This window comes from archaeon CG10_big_fil_rev_8_21_14_0_10_43_11 (assembly GCA_002763265.1).
GTDB lineage: Archaea > Nanobdellota > Nanobdellia > PEZQ01 > PEZQ01 > PEZQ01.
The window spans coordinates 128,839-149,948 of record PEZQ01000007.1; the positions used below are offsets into that span (position 1 = coordinate 128,839).

General features: G+C 46.9%; 7 protein-coding genes, 2 tRNA genes and 1 pseudogene (1 of these 10 running past the window's edge). 1 reads left to right on the forward strand and 9 read right to left on the reverse strand.

The window, feature by feature from the left end; all coding sequences use genetic code 11:
• Together COT72_04185 and COT72_04190 are read right to left on the reverse strand one after the other, a co-directional pair.
• A pseudogene (locus COT72_04185) lies at window positions 1-1,430 on the reverse strand (ATPase); it reaches 847 nt to the left of the window's first position.
• Window positions 1,423-1,680, reverse strand: coding sequence for a hypothetical protein (locus tag COT72_04190; GenBank protein PIO00007.1), 258 nt, complete (start codon window positions 1,678-1,680; stop codon window positions 1,423-1,425). The pseudogene COT72_04185 and the gene COT72_04190 overlap by 8 nt, the downstream one beginning before the upstream one ends.
• Window positions 1,681-1,790: 110 nt before the next feature.
• On the opposite strand from COT72_04190, the gene smc reads away from it, so the two are divergent.
• The gene (smc, locus tag COT72_04195) at window positions 1,791-5,102 is read left to right on the forward strand and encodes a chromosome segregation protein SMC (GenBank protein PIO00008.1); all 3,312 of its coding nucleotides are present in this window, start codon (window positions 1,791-1,793) and stop codon (window positions 5,100-5,102) included.
• A 10-nt stretch (window positions 5,103-5,112) separates the two neighbouring features.
• Here smc and COT72_04200 read toward each other — a convergent pair whose 3' ends face one another.
• The 7 genes from COT72_04200 to COT72_04230 all read right to left on the reverse strand — a co-directional run bounded on the left by COT72_04200 (window position 5,113) and on the right by COT72_04230 (window position 21,108).
• Window positions 5,113-5,526 (reverse strand): hypothetical protein, encoded by a 414-nt coding sequence (locus COT72_04200; protein ID PIO00009.1) that lies wholly within the window; start codon window positions 5,524-5,526, stop codon window positions 5,113-5,115.
• Window positions 5,527-5,562: 36 nt separating this feature from the next.
• Window positions 5,563-5,635, reverse strand: a tRNA-Val gene (locus COT72_04205).
• 113 nt (window positions 5,636-5,748) lie between these two features.
• A tRNA-Ser gene (locus tag COT72_04210) sits at window positions 5,749-5,831 on the reverse strand.
• A 55-nt stretch (window positions 5,832-5,886) separates the two neighbouring features.
• The gene (locus COT72_04215) at window positions 5,887-6,744 is read right to left on the reverse strand and encodes a hypothetical protein (protein ID PIO00010.1); all 858 of its coding nucleotides are present in this window, start codon (window positions 6,742-6,744) and stop codon (window positions 5,887-5,889) included.
• A 7-nt stretch (window positions 6,745-6,751) separates the two neighbouring features.
• Window positions 6,752-16,621, reverse strand: coding sequence for a hypothetical protein (locus COT72_04220; GenBank protein ID PIO00011.1), 9,870 nt, complete (start codon window positions 16,619-16,621; stop codon window positions 6,752-6,754).
• A complete protein-coding gene (locus COT72_04225; GenBank protein ID PIO00012.1) occupies window positions 16,590-17,654 on the reverse strand; it encodes a hypothetical protein in 1,065 nt (354 codons plus the stop codon). Before COT72_04225 ends, COT72_04220 begins: the two co-directional genes overlap by 32 nt.
• 61 nt (window positions 17,655-17,715) lie before the next feature.
• A complete protein-coding gene (locus COT72_04230; protein ID PIO00013.1) occupies window positions 17,716-21,108 on the reverse strand; it encodes a hypothetical protein in 3,393 nt (1,130 codons plus the stop codon).
• Window positions 21,109-21,110 lie beyond the last annotated feature (2 nt).

Consider the following 21,110-nt stretch of genomic DNA (forward strand, 5'->3'; position numbering starts at 1 on the left):
CGCAACGCGCCACGAAAATCTTCCATACTCACCACCAGTTTTTCAAGCATCTCAGACGGAATCTCATCTTCATCTTCAAAACCCGTCTGCTTAATGTCAGGAAGCAAACGTCTTAGCGTGAGCATTGCTGCTTCCTTGCACACTGCTTCAACATCGGCACCAACAAAACCATGCGTGGTTCTTGCCAAGAAATCAATATCAACATCATCCACGAGAGGCATGTTACGCGTGTGAATCTTGAAAATAAGGTCTCTGCCTTTTCGGTCAGGAACGCCAAACTCGATTTCGCGGTCAAACCTGCCGGGTCTGCGAAGCGCGGGGTCAATTGCGTTTTGCCGGTTTGTTGCCGCAATCACAATCACTTTACCCCTGCTTGAAAGCCCGTCCATTGATGCAAGAAGCTGGGCAACTACTCTGCGCTCAACCTCACCAGACACGTCCTCACGCTTTGGTGCGATACTGTCAATTTCGTCAATAAAAATAATAGTTGGCGCGTTCTCGCTTGCGTCCTCAAAGACTTTGCGCAGCTTCTTTTCAGCCTCACCAACCCACTTGCTCATGATTTCAGGACCGTTCAAGCTGATAAAATGCGCATTACTCTCATTTGCAACCGCTTTTGCAAGCAGCGTCTTACCTGTTCCTGGAGGACCATACAAAAGCACGCCTTTTGGCGCTTCAATACCTAAGCGCTGGAAGAGTTCAGGATGCTTGAGCGGAAGCTCAACCATTTCACGAATTTTAATAATCTCCTCATCCAAACCGCCAATATCCTCATACGTAACATCAGGCAGACTCTCTTCACGCATCTCAACAGACTCAGACTTTAAGATAAGTTCAGTTTGGTCAGTAATCAAAACCGCGTCACGCGGAGTTGAAGAAACAACCACAAACCGCATACCACTCATGCCAAATGGCGTTCCCGCCCTGTTTGAAAAATCATCTTCAAACATTCTAAAAATATCTTCAAACGGACTTCCAGAAAATGTTTTCTTTCGTGCACCCGTACCACCCAACGTAATAACATCTCCTTTCATCACTGGTCTGCCAATAAGCGTCCGCTTAATTGCTGTTGGCTGACCCATAATGCGCACGCTCACACCCTTTTGCGCAGGCGCAATAGTCACCCGCTTTGCAGGCTTTGCATCAGCAACACTTACCTGCACGTACTCGCCAAGAGACGTCCCCGCGTTTCTGCGCGAAAGACCATCCATACGAATAATGCCCAACCCCACATCAGCAGGATAGGCGCGTGTTGCAATAGCAACAGAAGTATCATGACCCTCAAGAAGCACAATGTCTCCGGGACGGGTACCAAGTTCTTTCATTGCATACGAATCAATACGAACAATTCCTTTGTCAATATCTTCTTGTGTTGCCTCCATTACTTTAAGACGAACACTTTTGCGTTTATTTTCTGAATCATTACTCATGGTATACCACCTGAATAGTTGTCACGATGACCTGGCGCGTTATAAACGGGCGCTTTGTGCGACCCTTCTGCTTGAAACCCACCAATCCAAAATCCTCAAGAATGCTCAAGTCCTGCCACACATTTTTCACATCGCGGTCCAAGGCTTCAGCGAGGTCTCGGATTGATGACGGCTTACAATGCGCGATTTCGCGCATTAACTCAACACGCTTGCGCGTGAGCGCTTCAAGCAACGCCAATTCATCAAACATACTTAGTGTTGGTATTGTACACCAACATATATAAGGATTGTGGTTTTACGCGCTTTGGGTAGGTTTATCTTTTTAAATTCCGACATACTCTAACGAATAGTGAGGCGGGAATGGTTCATATCAAGAAAATGACCTTCCAGGGGTTTAAGAGCTTTAACAAAAAGCTTGACGTTGAAATGCCCTACGGAATGGTGTGTATTGCAGGCGCAAATGGCAGCGGAAAATCTAACGTTTTTGACGCCATCGGGTTTGTGCTTGGCGAACTCTCAAGCAAAAGCCTGCGAACCGAAAACCTCTCAAGCCTCATCTACAACGGAGGTCATCAGGGAAAAGAAGCAAGCCGCGCAAAAGTTGAAATCATCTTTGACAATAGTGACAATAAAATCAGCGTTGATGAAAAAGAAGTGCGCGTAAGCAGAGAAGTCAACAAACAAGGTCAAGGAACGTATCGCATTAACGGCCAGCTTGCAACGCGCTCACGCATCCTTTCACTTCTAGATGAAGTCGGCATTGACGCGCGAGGATACGCAATTGTACAGCAGGGAAAAATCGCGCAACTCGTTGACATGACCGATAAAGAACGTCTTACTATTGTTTCAGATATTTCAGGCATTTCCTCATATGAAGAGCGAAAACAAAAAGCCCTTGGCGAGCTTGAAAAAGTTGAGAAAAAATTAGGAGATGCCAAACTGATTTTGCGCGAAAAAGAAAACCGGCTCAAAGACATTGAGCGGGAAAAACGTCAAGCAGAACGCTATAATGACCTGGTTTTGCGCGCAAAAACCCTTAAAGCAAGCATGATTGACCGCGACCTTAAAATCGCAATTGAAGAAACACAAAGTATACAAGAATCAATCACGCGCATGGTTGAGCGAAAGGATGAGGTGTTTAAAGATATTGAACAACTCAACCAACTCATCGCGTCAATGAATGATGAACTGCACACACTTGACGCAGAAATTCTTAAAATGGGCGTGCAGGACCGGGCAAAAATTGGCGACGAGCTTGACGCGCTGCGCGCCAAAAAAGCAGACACGCGCGCAAACATGCTCTCAGCCCAGCGTGAAGTCAAAAAAATTGAGGAACGCAAAAAAGATTTGGAAAAAAACGTGAGCCTTAACAGACAAAACCTTACGGTAATTGAGCGCGAGAGTTCAAAACTGAGAAACGTGTTAACAGAAAAAGAAAAACGCCTTGACGAGCTTGAACATTCTGACGCCATAAAAAGTCAGGACCACGCATTTGAATTACAGCTCAAATTCAACTCTATTTCAAATGATATTATCAACAAACGAAGTAAAAACGCAAGAGTAGGGCGACTCAGCGAATACCGCGAAAAACGCGAAAAACTCAAACAAGAAAAAGATGAGCATGAAAAAAATAAAAACCGGCTTGACCATGAACTCTCAACAAAGCTTGACCGCGAATCAAACACCATCGCAGAATTGCGCGACATTCGTGAAACTATTGAAAAACTTGCAAAAGAACTCAACACCCTTGAAATCAGAAAAAACGCGTACCAAAAAAGCCTTGACTACGCAATACGGCGCATTCTTGAAAACAAAGACCAGTTTGGCGGCATTCACGGCACGGTTGGTTCATTATACTCTGTTCCTGAACGCTACGCATTAAGTGTACAAGTCGCGCTTGGCGGGGCGCGAAACCACGTGGTTGTTGAGCATGAAAATATTGCAAAAGAGTGCATTGAGTTTCTTAAAAAGAATAAGATTGGCGTTGCCACGTTCCTGCCTCTTAACAAGATTCGCGCAAAAGACGTGCAACGCTTTGTAAAAGAAGAAGGGGTTATTGGCTATGCTATTGACCTTATTGACTTTGACAAAAAATATTGGAACATCTTCTCTCACACGCTTTTTGACACAATTATTGTAGAAAATTTTGAAACAGCAAAACGCGTTGGCTTCAACCGCAACCCTATGGTCACGCGTGATGGAGACTATATTAGCAGAAGCGGAAGCGTGAGCGGAGGGTATCGAAACACAATTAGAAAACAGCAAACAAACAGGAACGTTGATGAACGCGCACAGACGGTCAAACAAGAACTGGCAACACTGCGCGAAAAACACTACGAATTAAACGAGCAAAAAGACGCGCTTACAAACAGCATTATAGATGTGCGCGAACAGCGAAGCGTGCTTGACTCGCGAATCAGCACCCTACACGCGGATATTAATGAACTCAATGATTTGCTTAAGGGCATTGACGAGCAGGACGCGCTTTTAAAAGACATTGAGAAACTTGAAATTGAAAAAGCAAAAATAGAAAAAGAACTCAAAACCGTTTCAAAACAAGCAAACAGCGCGCAACTAACTGAACTTGAAAGCCTGCGCGATGAAGTCAACACCATAAAAATCAGTCTTGCAAGCTATGATGCAAAACTCGAAAACGTGCACAAACCAGAGCGGGAAAACCTTGCGCGCGTCATAAAACAAAATGAGGAAGAAAAAGAACAATTCAAAAAAGACATCAAATACTTAAGCAAAGAACACGACGAACTTGACAAAAAAATTGCAAAAAAACAAGACGCGTACAATAAAATTGATGACTCTATAAAAAACGTGTACGCAAAAAAGACGCGCATGCAAAAAAAGATTGAGCGCGAAGTACAGCGCATTCAGGAAAAACAAGACAAAACACGCGAATATGACCAGAAAATTCTTGCAAAAAACATGAAACTTGCGGAAAAAAACGAGAGAAAACGAGGACTTCAAGAACAACTCCAGGACTTTGAGAACACTGAAATCATTCGGATTGTCAACCTTGAAGACCGAAAAAATGAACTTAAAGAACTTGAAAAAGAAATTAGCAACGCAGGACCAATCAACCAGAAAGCCCTTGAAATGTATGACGCCATCAAAACAGAATATGACTCGGTGTTCGAGCGATTCAGCGTGCTTGACGGCGAGCGCGGAGACGTGCTTATTATGATTGACGAGATTGAAAAACGAAAAGCCCGCACGTTTTTAAAAACATTTACTGGCATTGCAAAAAACTTTGCGCGCGTGTTTGAAGACCTCACCGGAGGTGAGGGCTATCTTGACCTTACTAACACAGAAAACCCTCTTGAAGGGGGTGTTGACATTCGCGTGAGAACAAGCGCAGAAAAAAAACTCACCCACCTGCGCTCACTGAGCGGAGGAGAAAAGAGCATCACCGCACTTGCTCTTCTTTTTGCAATTCAAGAACACACACCAACACCCTTTTATGTGCTTGACGAGATTGACGCCGCGCTTGACAAAGAAAACAGTGAGAAGCTTGCGCGGCTGCTCAAAAAATACTCGGACCAAGCGCAAATGATTGTTATCAGCCACAATGACGCAGTCATCAGCGTCTCAGACTACTTATATGGTGTGAGCATGAACAAACTGGGGGAATCAAGCGTTGTTGGCGTAAAACTGCCCTAACCATACCTACTCAAATGTAGCCTTTTCGCGTGTCGCCTGCCTGAAAATGAGTCAGCCCGTTCACATCATTAAACAGGGCATTGTACAGATTTTCTAATTCTTTGGTATTGCCCTCTTTTTCGCGCGATTTAATGAATTCCTGTGCAAAATGCTGTTGTTTTTCAATGCGTTCATGAAATTCTTTGAGCTTCTTTTCAAAACGCTTTTTATCCGCTCCAGAAAAGGATTGTGCTTTCTGCTCAAATCCTTTAAACGCGCTTTTTAACAGGGGCGCTACTTTCTTAACGTGCGCGGTGATGTCAGCGCCAAATCCTGACACATCACCTGCATTTCGTGCATGAAAATAATAATACAACCCAAATAGCACTCGGCTCACGTCATTGCTTTTAAGGTCACTTTGTGCTTTTTTGCGCATAATGTCCATAGCTCTATAAAGACTGTTTTGATAATTTAAGAATAGTGGGCTCGGCAGGAGTCGAACCTGCGACCTCCGCCACGTCAAGGCGGCGTCATAACCACTAGACCACGAGCCCGCTAGTATTCAAAACCTACAAGAACGCCATTTTTAAAGTTTTGCTCCCAAGGCAGAATAAAAAAACGTTTGACGCCGGGAAAGGGATTTTCGCCAAACCGTGGAAATTTTTCTTTCCAATCGTTGGATTCGAACCCTTGCTCCCCGAAGGGAACAGGTTTAGCAAACCTGCGCTTTAACCACTCAGCCATCCCGGCGCAACGTAGAACACTAACACAAACGAATCATTATTAAAGATTTTCCCCTCTCGCACTAACTAATAACGCGCTCACAAAGCCATTGCATAACGCCCGTGTAGTCTGCAATTGCGCTTAGAAAAGTGGGAACTCCCTCATCTAAAGAAATCATAACACCTGAATTAGACAGTGTTATACGCTCTTGTGAAAACAAAACAAGGTCAGGTGAAATAACGCTTGCAATAGTAAGCGGGTCGTGCATGATTGTTTGTGCATACTTTTTACTAAAAAAACGGCTCATATTTTCAACAAGCACGCGTGCAAGAGGTTCATTTGAATCAAAAAGCAGAGCATAGAGGGGGTGTTCTTCATCAATAGTTAACTCCGGAACAAACGTGGTGTCGCTAATAACATAGCGTTTTTTTAGGGGTGAAGAAAAAACCTTTCGAGCAGCACTAACATCATAGCGAATATTGTGCTCAGCAACCCCCTTTTTGCGATACGCAAGCGCGCCACCCATCATAATAACATCAAGGTTTTTTGGTTTTTCAAGACCGTAGTCAAGAATATGTGCTATATTTGATTGCGGACCAATACAAATATAGGTGACTTTTTGGTTTTGTGTTAACTCATTTACAAATTCAGCATAATCAAGCCGTGACCTCTTATGCACGTACTCCATCAAACAATACGCGTCTTTGGAGCCTGGAGCAGCAAGCCCTTCAAAAACAGGAACATCAGCTCCCGCAAGCTGTACAATATGCTCAAGAAACCCGGCGCGGTGACCATGGTGTTCGTCTGATGAGATAAACGCTTGTATAGCAAGCTCAGGAGAACGCAGTGCAGCAATAACCGCAAATAAATCATCAGGGTCTCCGCCAATATCTGTGTCAATAATAACCGGCTTTGTTTGAATCACTTCATTCCAGGTCATAGTAGGTTCACGCGCGCTTTACCGGTATAAGAATTCCGCTTGCAAGCAATCCAAGCAGGATAAACCACGCAAATGACAAATCAGGCACAACATAATAGTTGAAAATCAGGCTTTCAACAGGAATGTTGATTTGCACTTCAAAGTCAACAGTTGAATTATCATTTGAAAACGCGTGCGAGCGCAACTGAAGCTGCTTATTATAGAGCCCGCTTGCAACAGCAAGAACATCAATGCCCGCGCTATACACTTCTCTTGGCTTTAGTGAGAGATTTATTGCATTTGAAAGCGAGCCGTGGAATGCAGCAGGTGCTCCATGCTTGTCATCAGTAATGGTAAGCGTATAATTTTGCGTTTGGTTTGATGGGTTTTGAACTGTAAAAATAAACGCATCATCACCAGACCTGCCTGCAGTAAACACTTTTGAGCGCGGCGTGATGTCAAGCCCGCTCTTAAACACGTTTAAGCCAAGCGGGATGACAAGTGACAGTTCACAATCACTTGAACAACCCGGATAGTTTTCAAGCGTGAAGGTGAGATTAGTTACATTTGCAAGCAGAAATGTCGTGTTCTCTGGCGCAGTAAAATTAAACGTGAAACTGCCGTCATCATTTGCGTTTGCAGTTTGTGAAAACAAATCGCCAAACACGTACGAGAACGTGACATTCACGTCTGAAAGATTAATCCTGTCTTCCTGGCTATCCTGAATAGCACACGTAGTTACGCTTCCCGTAATAGTCACGTTTGAGCCCACAATAAGTGTGTCAGGAACATTTAATGACGGAACAAAGCGGTCAAGCACAAAATCTTCAACAAATGTATCGTTCTCGCCAAGCGTGTTGTTGAGAAACACGTACGCGTCAAACAAACCGCAGCGAAGCTCGTCTTGATTGAACGTGCGCGTCCATACCGCCGTTGTGTTGTACGCCCCGCCACTATCAATTTCTATCCAGTTTGGCTGGTCTTGTTCAGCAATGAAGTGCACGTCGTTAAACCACGCGCCAACATCAATGCCTGCTTCGTCAAGAATGCGAATTTGCGCATAACTCATGTTTGAAATGTCATAAATGTCTCTAAACGTAATGTTGAACGTGACCGTATCCTCTCCTTTGTCAATAACGGGAACACCCTGTTCAACACTCGTGAACGCTTCGCTTGTAATAACATCAAATGAGTCAATCACAATTTGGCATGCTGAATAGAACGGCACCGTAACAAGGCGCGACAAACCACACGAGCGTTCCGTGAGGTTAATGCGGTACTGGAAGTCTTGGCAGCGCGTCATGCGATAGGCGAGCTCATACTGATTATCCATCTCTAAAGGCTCGCCAAACCAGTTTGTCTCTGCCCCTTCTTCGGTTAGAACTTCAAACGTGGCGCACTCATCAGTGCATCCCGTACAGCTTGAGTACACAAACGTTGATGGTGCGGTTTCACGAAGGTCAGAGCACTGCACAGACGCGCTTTGCATAGCGTGCTGGCTCGTGCCATTATCAACAGACGCGGTAACATTATATTCCTGCCACATATCCCCAATAACCGTCTCATCATCAAGCGGTGAGTATTGTGGGTTGACAATTTTCCAAATCTGGAAGGCGCTAAGCCCGCCAAATCCGCTGGTTTGATTTGATTCACCAACCACGTCCGCGTGCGCATTCACATTACTTTCACTCGCATACACGTATGAACCATACGTGCCGGTTGCTTCAGCGCCAGTAAACGCGTACGAGAGCGTGAAATTCACGGTTTGGCCAACCATAATTTCTTGAGACGCTAATGACGTATTTGACCAGACCGGCGTGAGCGATTGGTCATACACGATGAGGTTTGGTCGCGCAGCAGTGAAGTTAAGGCTTCCTGTATTTTTCACGCTTACCACATACGAGAGGGGTTGGGCATTGCCCCCATCAAGACACGATTCTGGGTCTTGGTCAAAGAGCGTTATTTCAGTAGTCATAGTAAGCGGAATGTTTGAATGATTACCTGAAATATTTCCATCAAACACGTACACGCTCAACGGGTTTTGTCCTCCGCGCAGAGGTTTATCCATAATAAGCGTGTTGAAATACCCGTTAGTCAGGTCAATAGTGTAGTTGTAGATTTGACCGGTTGAATCATTAATTGACACGTTCACGCACGCAACACACGAGAACAAAGCCCCTGACCCGTAGCGCGCGGTGCCCTGCACGAAAATGAAGTCAGGCGACCCGGTCACGTTTGCCGTCACATTGATATCATCCACGCGCACCCATGACGTGTTAGGGTTTGAAATAAGGTATGACAGCTCTTGGTGCGCGTACGTGAGATTCCACACGCCAAGATTTGATTCATCTGATGCAATTGTGTAGTTCCGCTCGTACACGCTGTCGTTTCCAATTGAATCATACACGCCCGTATCAGTAAGCGACCACGCCTGCAACACGCCTGACTTATTAATTGTGATGTCAATCACGCTGTTGTTGAGAAGTGTTCCATTATCGTAGGCAAGGCGCACGATAAACGTGATATTCTCACCACTGCCATACCACGTGCCATTAACCGGAATGCTTACAAGCGGCGTGGTGCAGCCATACACATTAAGCGTATAATTTGCCGTCTTATTTGTTGCATAATAACTCTTTTGCGCGCTTGCATTCCAGATGTACTGGCCAAGTGCAGATGTATCATCTGCATTAAACGTGCAATTGTACACACCGCCTGATTGGTTTTGGAACGCGCACGTTGCAGCCTGCCCGCTCATGTTAAACAAGAGCGTGGCGTCTGAAATTGCAGCATACCACTCGTCAGTCACGTTAAGGGTGAACACAAGCTCATTTGGTTCAGCGCACGTGGTGCGCACAATAGTTGAACCGCTCTCAGGAGAAATAAGGTCAGGGTACAAGCATCCGGTAATGTTAATTGTTGCATTTGCCGTTACATTAAATGCTTCGACGCCGCGCCAGTACGTTACGTTCCACGCATACGCGTTAGCAGTGAGCCCGTCTGTTGGATTGTACGTGCAATTATAACTTCCTGCGGTTCCTTGCCTGCCAAGACATTCTCCTTCTGGAGAGTAAAACGTAACTTGGTCATCATTGCTCACATTCTGCGTGTCATAAACGGTTGCATTAAACGTAACTGTGTAGGGTGTGTTACACGAACTTCGCGAAACTGCTGCGCCCGTGCTTGGGCTGATAATTGACACGTTATACTGATTAAATTGCCATGAATTGCTCGCATCACAGCTTGAATAGAAACAACGCTTGTTGTCACAACAATAGTACGTGTCATTATCCTCATCACACGTGCCATCGCCGCACCCTGATGTTGCGGTTGCTGACTGCGTGCATGCAGTAAATGCATTGTACTCACTCTCAACAAGCTGATTGAATGCTGATGTTTGCAAGTCTGTTGCAATAGTGCAGCCAAAGCTTTCATCACAATCATCTTTGCGCGCATCAGCATACGTTTCAAACGAGTCAGCAAAGCATACGCTGTTAAGAGCAGCAGTCGTGTTCCATGTAACGCTTCCTTTTGCTTTGCATTCGTCTTGTGCCCAGTCAAAACCGTCATTGTCAACGCCGCACACGTCGTCAGCAGGGTTTGCATTATAATAACACACGTCTGCAGTGTCATCAAGGCACCATCCCTGGTCAGCGCCTTCAACAAGATTAGTAAAATCACAGCTTTGTTGTTCAACTTCATCATGACAGCCGGTTTGGTCGCACGTGTTTGACTCCCCTGGCGTGATGTAATAGCAAAGCGCCGTGTACGCGCCTTCAGTTCCGGTCACTTCTACTTTACCTGCTTGTTTGCATTCAATATCAAAGCTTCCCGTCCACCCGCTTGTACCACATTCAACATTATAATAACAGTCTTCAGCTGTTGTGTTGTACGCAAAACCAATGGTTTCATTACTGCAATTGTAACACGTTGTTTCAACGCCAAAACCAAGCTGGATCGTTGTTGTGTTTGTGTACGACCACCCTCCCGGCAGGCAACTGTCTCCTGTATTGTATGCACAATAATCAACCGTGTCTCCTGACCAGTTGTCAACTTCACAATTTGCACTGCTGTCAGTAAGCGCACCATCAACGCACGTTGGTGACGGGTCAGGCGTGACCGTACATCCATTAATGCTGCAATCATCATTTCGATTTTCAGGCGTGAGCGTGTCAGTAAAACAGCTCCCCCCAACAACAACGCCGGATGACCCGCATGATTCGCTTGACCAGTCAAAGCCGTCAGTGTCAACGCGGCACACGTCAGTATCGCTAAAGTAACAAATATCATTCACGTCATCAAGACACGCACCAGATTTGTCAATGCCTGATTTTGCATATGCTCCTGTAGCAAATGTAGTGCCATTGCATGCTTGGGCTTCTGTCTGCTCATTACACCCGCTCGCATCACACGCGCTAGTTGTATTGTAAAAACAGTAGAGTTTGTATGCGCTATCAAACGTGGTCACGTTAAACTCACCTGCTTCATGGCAATCAGTGTCTGAACTTCCACTCCACCCGCTTGCAGGCGCGCAGGTCACACCATACCCGCAATAGTTTGATGTGTCATTATAAACAAATCCGGTTGTTGCGCTTGCACAGTCAAGACAGGCTTCGCCGTCAAGGGTTGTTGACGTGCTGTAATCCCAGCCATCAGTATCCTGCTGGCATGAATCAGTGGCGTAATAACATGTGTCCGCCCCTGCGTTTGCAACTTCACAATTTGTGTTGGTGTCAGTAAAATCGCCAAAATCGCATGAAGGGTGCGTTTCACTTGATGAGCCAGTGCATCCGCTTGTAGAACAGTCATCACTTCGGTCATACGAAGCGCCAAGGTCATAATAACATTCATCTCCAACAACGCTGCCCCCGCCATAACACGTTTGCGAATCCCAATCAAAGCCATCAGTATCTGACTGCGCGCACACATCAGTTGCGTTGTAGTAGCAGGTTGGTGTTGACTCATCAAGACACCAGCCTGCATCAACACCTTTGTTTTCCCCGTCACTAAACGAGGTGTAGTTGCAGGATTGCGTGAAGGCAAGGGTGTGACATCCCGTTGCATCGCAATTAGATGCGGTTCCATCCGTGCCAAAACAGTAGAGTGTGTACGGGTCTGTGCCTGAACGATTCACCTGACCCGAAGGCGCGCACGCGGTGTTAGCAATGCCCGTCCAGCCCGAGCCTGAACTGCAATATACTGATGAATAGCACGTATTATCCGTGCTGTTGTAATAGTAGCCAAAGCCGCTTGCTGCACAATCAGTGCAGGTGTAGCCTGCAATACCATCAACAACGGTAGTAGTTGAATAATTCCATCCTGTTGATGCGTCACACGTGTCGCCGCCATACAAGCAGGCGTCAGCAGCAGCATCCTGTTCGCAGTATGCAATTGAGTTCTCAACCGCGCCAAAATCACATAACACGCTTGCCGTGCTTGTGTGGCAACCCGTGTCATCACAATCATCTGATGAGTCAAGAGGTGTGTTATCATACGTGCACGTGTATGACCCGCTCACTTCACCCGGGTCATCACAAAACGTTTCAGTAAAAGACCAGCCTGTTGCTGAAACACAGGGGTCAGCGCCATTTGCAGAATAACAATAATCGCCAGAATCATCAAAACAATAGGCAGTTCCCGTGCCTGATTGCGAATACGAGCCTGGATTCACGCCCTCAATATCACAGCTTGACCATTGCACGGTCCCTCCTGAATCAAGGGTGATATCATCAGTAAAACAGGATGCGCAACACACGGGCCCGTTTGTCGTGCCCGGCGTGAGGTCGCGGCATGACGTTGTTGCTCCGCACGCGGCACTGCACGTTGCGCCAGGGTTGTATGAGGAGTCAGGATGCTGTGTTGCAATGCCATCACTCCCGCACACCACGCACTCATCGTTCACGTAATCGCACAACGCGTTGAGATTGTCCGGCGTTGCGTTCCAGTAATTGTCTCCCACATAATCACAAAATGTTGATGTTATTGGAGCCTGGCAAATGGTTGCCTGTGAGCCGCACGCAACAGGGTGGTCTGTTTGGAGCGTGTAGTCTGCGCGCGCCCAACCGGTTCCTGCGCTTGCAGAACAGCAGAGTGAAGCGTCGCTGAGCCAGAGACCTTCACCAGTTCGGTCAAACTCGCCTCCTGCGGTGTTTGTATCACAAATGTCATAGCGCGAACATGACGCGGTAACAATATAATCAGTGTATCCGCCAACGGCAACACCTTCACTACCATCAGTTGCATAACTCGTATAACTTGATGCTGCTGCGCACACGTTTGCGCTCTCGCAGGTATATGAGCCGTCAAACACAACAATTCCTGCAGGCGTCCAGCCGCTGCTCACGTCATCATTACATTCTGCTTCATTTTCATCATCAGCATAGGTGTCTTCTCCGCAATTTGCGTATCCTTGACGATAATGGGTTGTTGCGGCATCATTATCATAACACACGCTTGAAGAAACACAATCCCACACGTCATCGCTCGTATCCCAAAATGTGTCAACACCCGCGCTGGTTGCCGCGCACACGCCGTCAAACGTGCCATCAACATTTGCATCGCATTGGAATCCTTCTGTTACCTGACGACATCCGCACACGCCATCACCTGCTTGCGGGCTTGCACCCTCAACGTACGTGCCGTCATCATCAGCATCAACAAAATCAGCAGTGCAACAATTAAACGTGCTCGCATCAGAATCGTATGCGCACACGCCGTCAGCAGAAAATGCAGAACCACTCGTGCTCATGCACACATCGCCCACGTTACATGCTGAACAATCATTTCTCAGACTATCAATGGTTGCGGCATCATTATCATCCTCACAATAATCGCCGTCACTATCACAGTCCGCGCCGGCATTGCCATCAACATCACCGCCAAGCACGCCATCATCATCATAATCCGCGCACAACCCGTTTGCAAGATAATTGCCCCCACTGCTTGCTGTTGAATCGCACGTTGCTTCCCAATCAACACCGCTTGTTGCGCATTCAGCATAGTACGTGCCTGCACTAAGAGCAGTCTCATCACTCGTGTCGCAAGAAAAATCACTCAAGCACGCGCCGTCCTGCACAAACCCATGATAATCATTTCCCACATCACTGTCGCACGAGAAACCCTCTGTTCCTGCAGCACAACTCTCACGACACTGTGCATCAGTAATGTCTGCAGACTGGCAGCCATCAGTGCTGCAGTCGCATGAAACAACACTAGTCGCGCACGCGCTGTCAATACACACACCGTCCCAAAATGATTCTTGGTCAAGCCCAAAGCTTGGCGTGTTGTTACAGATTTGGCCTGCATTCCCGCTGCATCCGCAGGACTCATCGCTGTCCACAACCGGCGTGCTTTGCGCCGCGTCAAGCACCCATGAAAATTCACCAGAAATAGCCTGGCTCGTACAGCATGAACCCGTTACTGCATTGTCAAGGCAGGTGCCATCATTGCTTGGTCCTGTTGATGGCGTGCTGTCACATATTTCTCCATCATGCGTGGTACTGCACCCGCAGGACTCATCGCTTGCACCCCAATCAAGTGCGCCAATAGCAGTTTCTCCTGACACGAGTTCAGTGGTGCAACAGTCAAGTGCAGTGCCTAAGGCGTTGAGCGCGCATGTTCCGCTCCGTATATAACTTTCATCACCCGTACCTAATCGACTTGCTTGGCAGGAAATACCGCTTCCACACAAATCGCAGTCACCCCGGTAGTCCCCGGTATCATACAAGCACCAGTCACCACCAACATCGCATGCCCAATCATTTGCGCTTCCGCTTGGAAGACCGGTGTCAGTAGTAAGCACCACACAAATCGCATCATCATGGTCAGCAGGGTCTAAACCGTAGGCAGGGGCGTCGCACGGGTCACCAAGGTCTACGCTACCTCCCGGTGAGCATCCGCATTCAGTGCTTGGTTCGTCATACAGATTGTTTGGTTCAACATCAACAATTTCAACATCGCACGTATTTGTACAGGTTAAGCATCGCACGCCTGCTGTTGCGTTGTACTCGTTTATGCCGATTTCATCACACTCAGGTATTGCACCACACGCGGTTTCACAATTTCCCGAGCTATCAGTGCTGTCCCCACTGCACACCGTACACGTGCCTTGCGAACCATCACACTTATCATTTGCTCCCGGCAAATATGACTGGTCGGTCACGTCATCACAATAGTTCCCATCGCCAGAGAGGCTGCACCCACAGACAGAATTTGCCGTAAGCGACTGGGTTGTGTCAGTCACAACACTATTACAACAGCTTACAGCAACGCCATTTGCGCACAGACCTGTGTGCTGGTTTACTGTGTTAAAATCAGTTGAACAATAATCTCCAAGGTAGCTGTTACACGTTATTTTTGTGGTTGATTCTTCATATTCATTATCACGGTCGTCATCAACAATCTGGGTTGTTATGGGGTTATTGCAGGTGGTGCAAAACGCGCCATTACCCCCATCGTAGCCCGTGTTATACAAGTAGAGCGCAGAGCTGCCAGAACAATAATTATTTCCATCCCCATCCATGCCCGTTGTGCCAAGACACGCTGCACAAGAAGAGGTTGACTGGAATTGGTGGTAACTGTCACCGCTCTCCCACGTGTTTGACGCTGAGCAATATTGTTTTCCCGTGTCTGCGTTGTTATCCTCCCAGATTTCGTCACACGCGCCATACTGGTAGGCGCGGTCAGCTACTTCATTCCACAATTCGTACGTAACGGTTCCAATATCCGTATCATCATATGCCGCAGGCAACGTGACGCCGCATGATACCCAGCCTGCTTCAATAGCATTTGCAGAGCCGTCCCATTCTATTTCATACGAGCAGAGCACTTCTCCGCCAAGATATGATGCAGTTGTGCCAAGCGCCACGCACGCCTCCGCCTGACTACTATAACATTCATTTACTTCACAGCAGGATGCGACGGCGCCTTCAAAGTCAGCGCGGGCAACGGTGGTTCCGCCACAGCTTATACCTCCTTCTCCATCACCATTGGGAAACTCGCCGCTTGTAATCTGGCACGAACCGCCATCGCACGCGCATGTTGCTCCATCCGGACACGAACTTGAACAACAGCTTGATGTGCACGTTTCTGTTGGCGAGTACGCGCAAGCACTACTACAGGTGCCATACTCTTCTTTTCCAGTAGCCTGATTACATGAAGACGCGGTTTGACCGCCAGGCGAAACGCCATTGCATTGACTTGACCCGTCAGGGGAAGGACAAGACGTGTCACATATGTTAGTTGAAGACGAGCAAGTTGAGCTACAATAGCGGCGGTATGTTTGACCAGAAACGCAGCCAGAACCGGAGCCTGGGTCGGTGTTTGGGTATTCGTCACACGCAGATATTGCGCCGCAGGTGTACTCGCAATCCCCATCCTGTTGATTGTCAAGCAGGTTTCGTCCAGAACAGATAGACGCGCCAGATTCTAGTGGACCATTGCAGGAAGTAATTACTTTGTCATCAGCGTTATCAAGCTCGCCAAGACGAAAAAAGTCGCAGTTTGCATTGCCTGCTTTGATAAATGCTTTCTCACCTTCAACACCATTAGGACAGCCGCCATTGGTTTGGACATAACTCTCATCCACGGGATTGTAATCATTAACGTCAGTGCACACAAAACTAACCTCTTCCCACACGTTGCCCCCACCACACTGTTCTTCTTTAAAGTAATTAATAACGCACACACAGTTGTTGTCACCGCCCGCACCAAGATAAGAAGTAGCCGTGTTTCCTGAACAGCCGGTTTGGACAAACCCCGTGAGTGGCGCGCACGCAGCAAGTCCTCCGTGCGTAATCACGCAACTATCTGCAGGAGTGGCATGAAACATGGGCAGAACAAAGATGAAAAGCGTGAGAAGACAGAGTCTATACCATGAAGAAAACTTCATAGAATCCATCCCCCTCCCATTTTAGTAGTGCTTGATTTAGATATTCCCAGTTAAAATACACTACGCTGTCGCGCGGTGAGGCTAAATAGTAGTAGCGCGGAGCAAACGTTGCCTGAAGCGTGAACAGCGATGAACGGTTAAAACCAAGAAGCATGTTTGGACCAAGAGATGATATGAGAGCAGTAGCATTAAACCCATCAACGCTTGGAAGAAGCGTTACGGGAAACCATGCCACATTATAATCGTAGAGCACGTCTCCTGCTGGTGTTTGCACCATGCACGCCGTGCGATTAATGCCACGCTCAACGCTTTGGACAAGTGAGCCATTGAGAAACGTATCACAATGAAACGCTTTTTCTCCGCTATCCAGGGTGTCGTACAAGCCAGGAGGATACATCCAGTAATAGCTCGTCTTTAACGTGTAATTGCGCTCGTCACATGAAAACACGAATTGAGCAGCTTCATTTCTGCTCATGTTTCCGTACTCGTAGCGTAAGAGCGAACAGGATTCTAAATAGGGATAAGCGCGCGCAAAAGACGCGAGCGCGTAGTCAAGAAAATCAGTCTTTTGCGGCTCAAAAAGCTCAGTTTCCTGAGCCGAGAATGAATACAGGTCTTGTGTGGTGGCGTTCTTGAAGCACAAGAAGAGCAATCGCCCGTTTTCTTTTTTGAAAAAATCACAAGATTGCAATTCATCCCAGTACTCGGTATTTTTGAGCCAGCTCCATCCATTAAGCTCATAGTGCACTGACTGGTTGTAATACTCAGCAAAAAATGGTCTGGCGTTGCACGTCATCTGCACGGTCGCGTTATCAAACGCGGAATGAAACTCAAGTACGTCAATACGGCAAAATTCTCTGCGCTTTTCTGCCATGAAATTAAGCACGAAAAATTCAACTGCCTGGCGTTGCTGGTATTTGTTGAATTGGAACGCAACAACACCGATAATAACTACTCCTATAATAACAAGCGCGAGCACAAGTGCAGGATGGATAATCACGCTTCCCCCAACAATTTGAAGCGGCCTACCCCCCGTTCCCACTCTGAATCTTAGCAGAGCCATTACGAAAATAACACGCGCTCAGGTGTTTTAAAGATTGTTTTTATTTCTTCTTTAAACCTTCCCAATCAATTCCAGAATACGCTTCTTCAACTTCGCCAATCTGCCTGAGCTTTCCTCTAAACTTGTACACGTAAAACGCTAAAATCACCGCAATAAATAAGAGCATGCCAAAAATAATCCACGGGCGCGCAAGCTGGATGTCAAACGCGTTTTCTTCAGTAGTCTTAAACGAACCAAACTGGGATTCAATCTCCAGCACGTACTTTCCCTGCAGCGTAGTTGGCGGAATCTGCAAGGTTTGGGCAAACGTGAGTTCATCTTCAAGCGTGTGCGACTCTGATTTTGACACAACCGTTGTATTGCCTTTTTTCACGCGATACGTTACATTCACGGTTGTTGGCTCTTCGCGCGCATTTAATAATTGAACACGAAAATTAACACGATTACCTGCGGTAACAAGGTCGTTTAATATCACAAACGTGGTAAACACCTTTGGCGGCAGATTAATGGTTGGCAAAATCTCAACCTGCGCGGTCTGCAGCTTGCGCGAACCCACATCACTTGAAATACTGTAACTAATATCATAATTATTAATGCTGTCATTTGCAGGAAGCACAATCATAATAGAAAACGTCTCAGACTCGCCGGGCTTGAGTGTGATGCCATGAGGAGCCACACTATACCATTCTGAATTAATACCATGCACAATAATAGTAGTATTGCTCATATCACTATCATACTCGTTTGTCACGCGCACGCGAAACGTGTAATTACCCTCACCCGTTGCGGTTTCATTTGCAGACACCTGCTCCACGCCAACAGACGCGCACACGGTTTTACACACGCTCCCGCACCACTCGCCGCCAGCAGCATTACACGTGCTCGAGTCAGCGCACAAACCAAGGTATAATGCGCTGCACGTTTGGTCAGCACTATAACACTGACTTGCGTACCACACGCCGCCAGCAGTTTGGCATTCAACTTCAGCAACACATAAACCAAGATTTTCAGACGAGCACGAAACAGAACACGCATTCACCTGGCACGAATTACTGCACCAATTGCACGACACGCTCTCACACGCTGTTTGATTTGTGCACGCGCCGCACGCAGTTGACCCGCACGGCGTTCCGCACGCAACTGACTGGCACACCGTATCACACCAGTACCCGTTAGCTTCAATACAGGTGGTGTTTGTTGTGCACAATGTTGGATATGAAAGGCTGCAACAGGTCACGCCAAACTTTTCAGTCACGCTGCCATTTACAAAACCTGTTTTTTCAGACACAACCGTCACTTCAAACGTATCCGCGCCTGTTGAAGAGGAGAGTGTTAAAGGAATCTCAACTTGCGCTGAATACGCGCCATTCGCGTTTGTAATCGTGCTTGTTGAAGACATAAGCGAATCAGTTCCGTTTCGCAAGCTCACGTACACATTCGCGCTTGGCACCATGCTACCAGAAGAACCATTTACACTGCCAACAAGCGCCACGGAATTACCGCACGTATATGATGCTTTATCAGTTGTCACGTTCACGTACATTTGTTCAAGCTCTTCAATAATAATTGCGTACATGCTCTCGGGCTCTGAGGTGGTAAGTGAGATATAATCCCCACCAGTATTAAGTGAAGTATCATACTCTTTTGCCCAGGAAATATCACATTCATTATTTGGCGCGTCAAAACGCGCGCATGAGTAGAGCGCAATTTTGCTCTCGTCTGGCACGCTTTGGCCTGACCATGAAAAATTAAGAACCGCGTACTCGTAGCCAATCACGCCAAGAGACACGTTTGCAAGCAAAACAGGATCTTTATCAGGAAGCGAAAATGACGCAGTTCCCGGGCTCAAAATCGCAACTTGATTCTCATACTCATCAAGAGTCATGACGGTATTAAAAAAAGAAAACGTGTGACCATATGACTGCGAAGCAACAATGCTGTCAAGAACAAAGGTGTACGTTCCTTTTGACACATACAAATCATAGGCTTGACCCGCACCCACTGAACTAACCGTCTTATCAACCCCGCTTTGCGAGAAATTAAAGCGCGCCCCAAAACTCCCCAGCGTTCCGTTCACGTGCGATTGGGGGATTGGCGCGTACGTAATATTAAGACCTTCTAAATAGACCACTCCACCCGCGTCACTGGTAACTTCAAGAAGAATCGTACAATTCCCGCTCACCTGCGAACAGCTGTTCAAATGCGTGGTCAACAAGTCAGCGTCAAGGGATGCTGCTTTTGAACCAGTTAGATTGCCTGAATCAGTCCAGTCAACTGTTTCGTGATAGGTTGCGCGAATCGTCACATTTGCAGGATACGAAGAGCGCGTGGTAAGAACGCGGTTCATGCCCGTATCAGACACATACACTAAAGACCCGGAAATCTCAATGCCAATGGGGTTTCGAAGCTTAACAACATCTGCTGAATCCCCTTCATCAGCAGGAACGCCCGCAATCCCAATATCAGTGCGGTACGAGTACGCATGCGGCACCACTGAATCGTCAATTGTCCAGATAGCAACACGATGATTGCTCGTGTCAGTCACGTACACGTCATCAGCATTCACATCAACACCTTCAGGTCCGCTAAATTTGCTTGCCGTTCCTGATGAGTCAAGCGTACCAAGACGCTTGCTTGCATAATTAAAGCTTGACGTGAACACTTCAACAACCTGATTTCCCGTATCAACCACGTAGATAAACTCGCCTGCAGGGTCAACTGCAACGTCTGAAGGACCGTCAAAACCGCTGCCAGGACCAGTTATGGTATGAAAATATGTTGCGTTATGATAAAATATTTGGATACGATTATTTGAACTGTCAGCAACATACACGTAATTTGCATCAACTTCAATCCCGCGCGGATTGAACAACTGGTTGTTTCCCGAACCAGAGCCCCCACCAGCAATAGTATACAAGTACGTGCCCGTAAGGTTATACACAATGATACGATGATTATCTTCATCACTCACAAAAATAGCTGAATCATTCACAAACACGTCATAGGGGTTGTCAAGAAGCACATTTGTATTTCCGGCAGTATCAGTTGTGCCAATTTGAAACTCGTACGTCGCAGCTGATGCCTGGCCATTCACAAGCCCGTACACGCGAACGCGGTGCCTGCCGTCATCAACCACATACAAGGTATCATCTGCAACAAAAATGCCTGCGTTGCCTGCAAACCCGTTAGTCAGTGCAGGAGGAACAATAATGCTTGATGTTTCCCCGCGCGCAGTAAAACTGGCATTAGTTACATTGCTTTTCCAGGGCATATTAATTGAAATAGACTGGTCAGTACCTCCCTCTTCTGAAGAAAACGTTGCATTTGCAATACCGGTTTGATTAAATGACGTAATCGTCGCAGCATACGAAAATGAAACAAGCGCGAGCGCACATAAAACACTTATGAACAGGATATGATTACGACTCCCCACAC

Coding starts and splice junctions, on each gene's coding strand:
- COT72_04190 (PIO00007.1), bottom strand. CDS start 1,680: ATGTTTGATGAATTGGCGTTGCTTGAAGCGCTCACGCGCAAGCGTGTT.
- COT72_04215 (PIO00010.1), bottom strand. CDS start 6,744: ATGACCTGGAATGAAGTGATTCAAACAAAGCCGGTTATTATTGACACA.
- smc (PIO00008.1), top strand. CDS start 1,791: ATGGTTCATATCAAGAAAATGACCTTCCAGGGGTTTAAGAGCTTTAAC.
- COT72_04200 (PIO00009.1), bottom strand. CDS start 5,526: ATGGACATTATGCGCAAAAAAGCACAAAGTGACCTTAAAAGCAATGAC.
- COT72_04220 (PIO00011.1), bottom strand. CDS start 16,621: ATGGATTCTATGAAGTTTTCTTCATGGTATAGACTCTGTCTTCTCACG.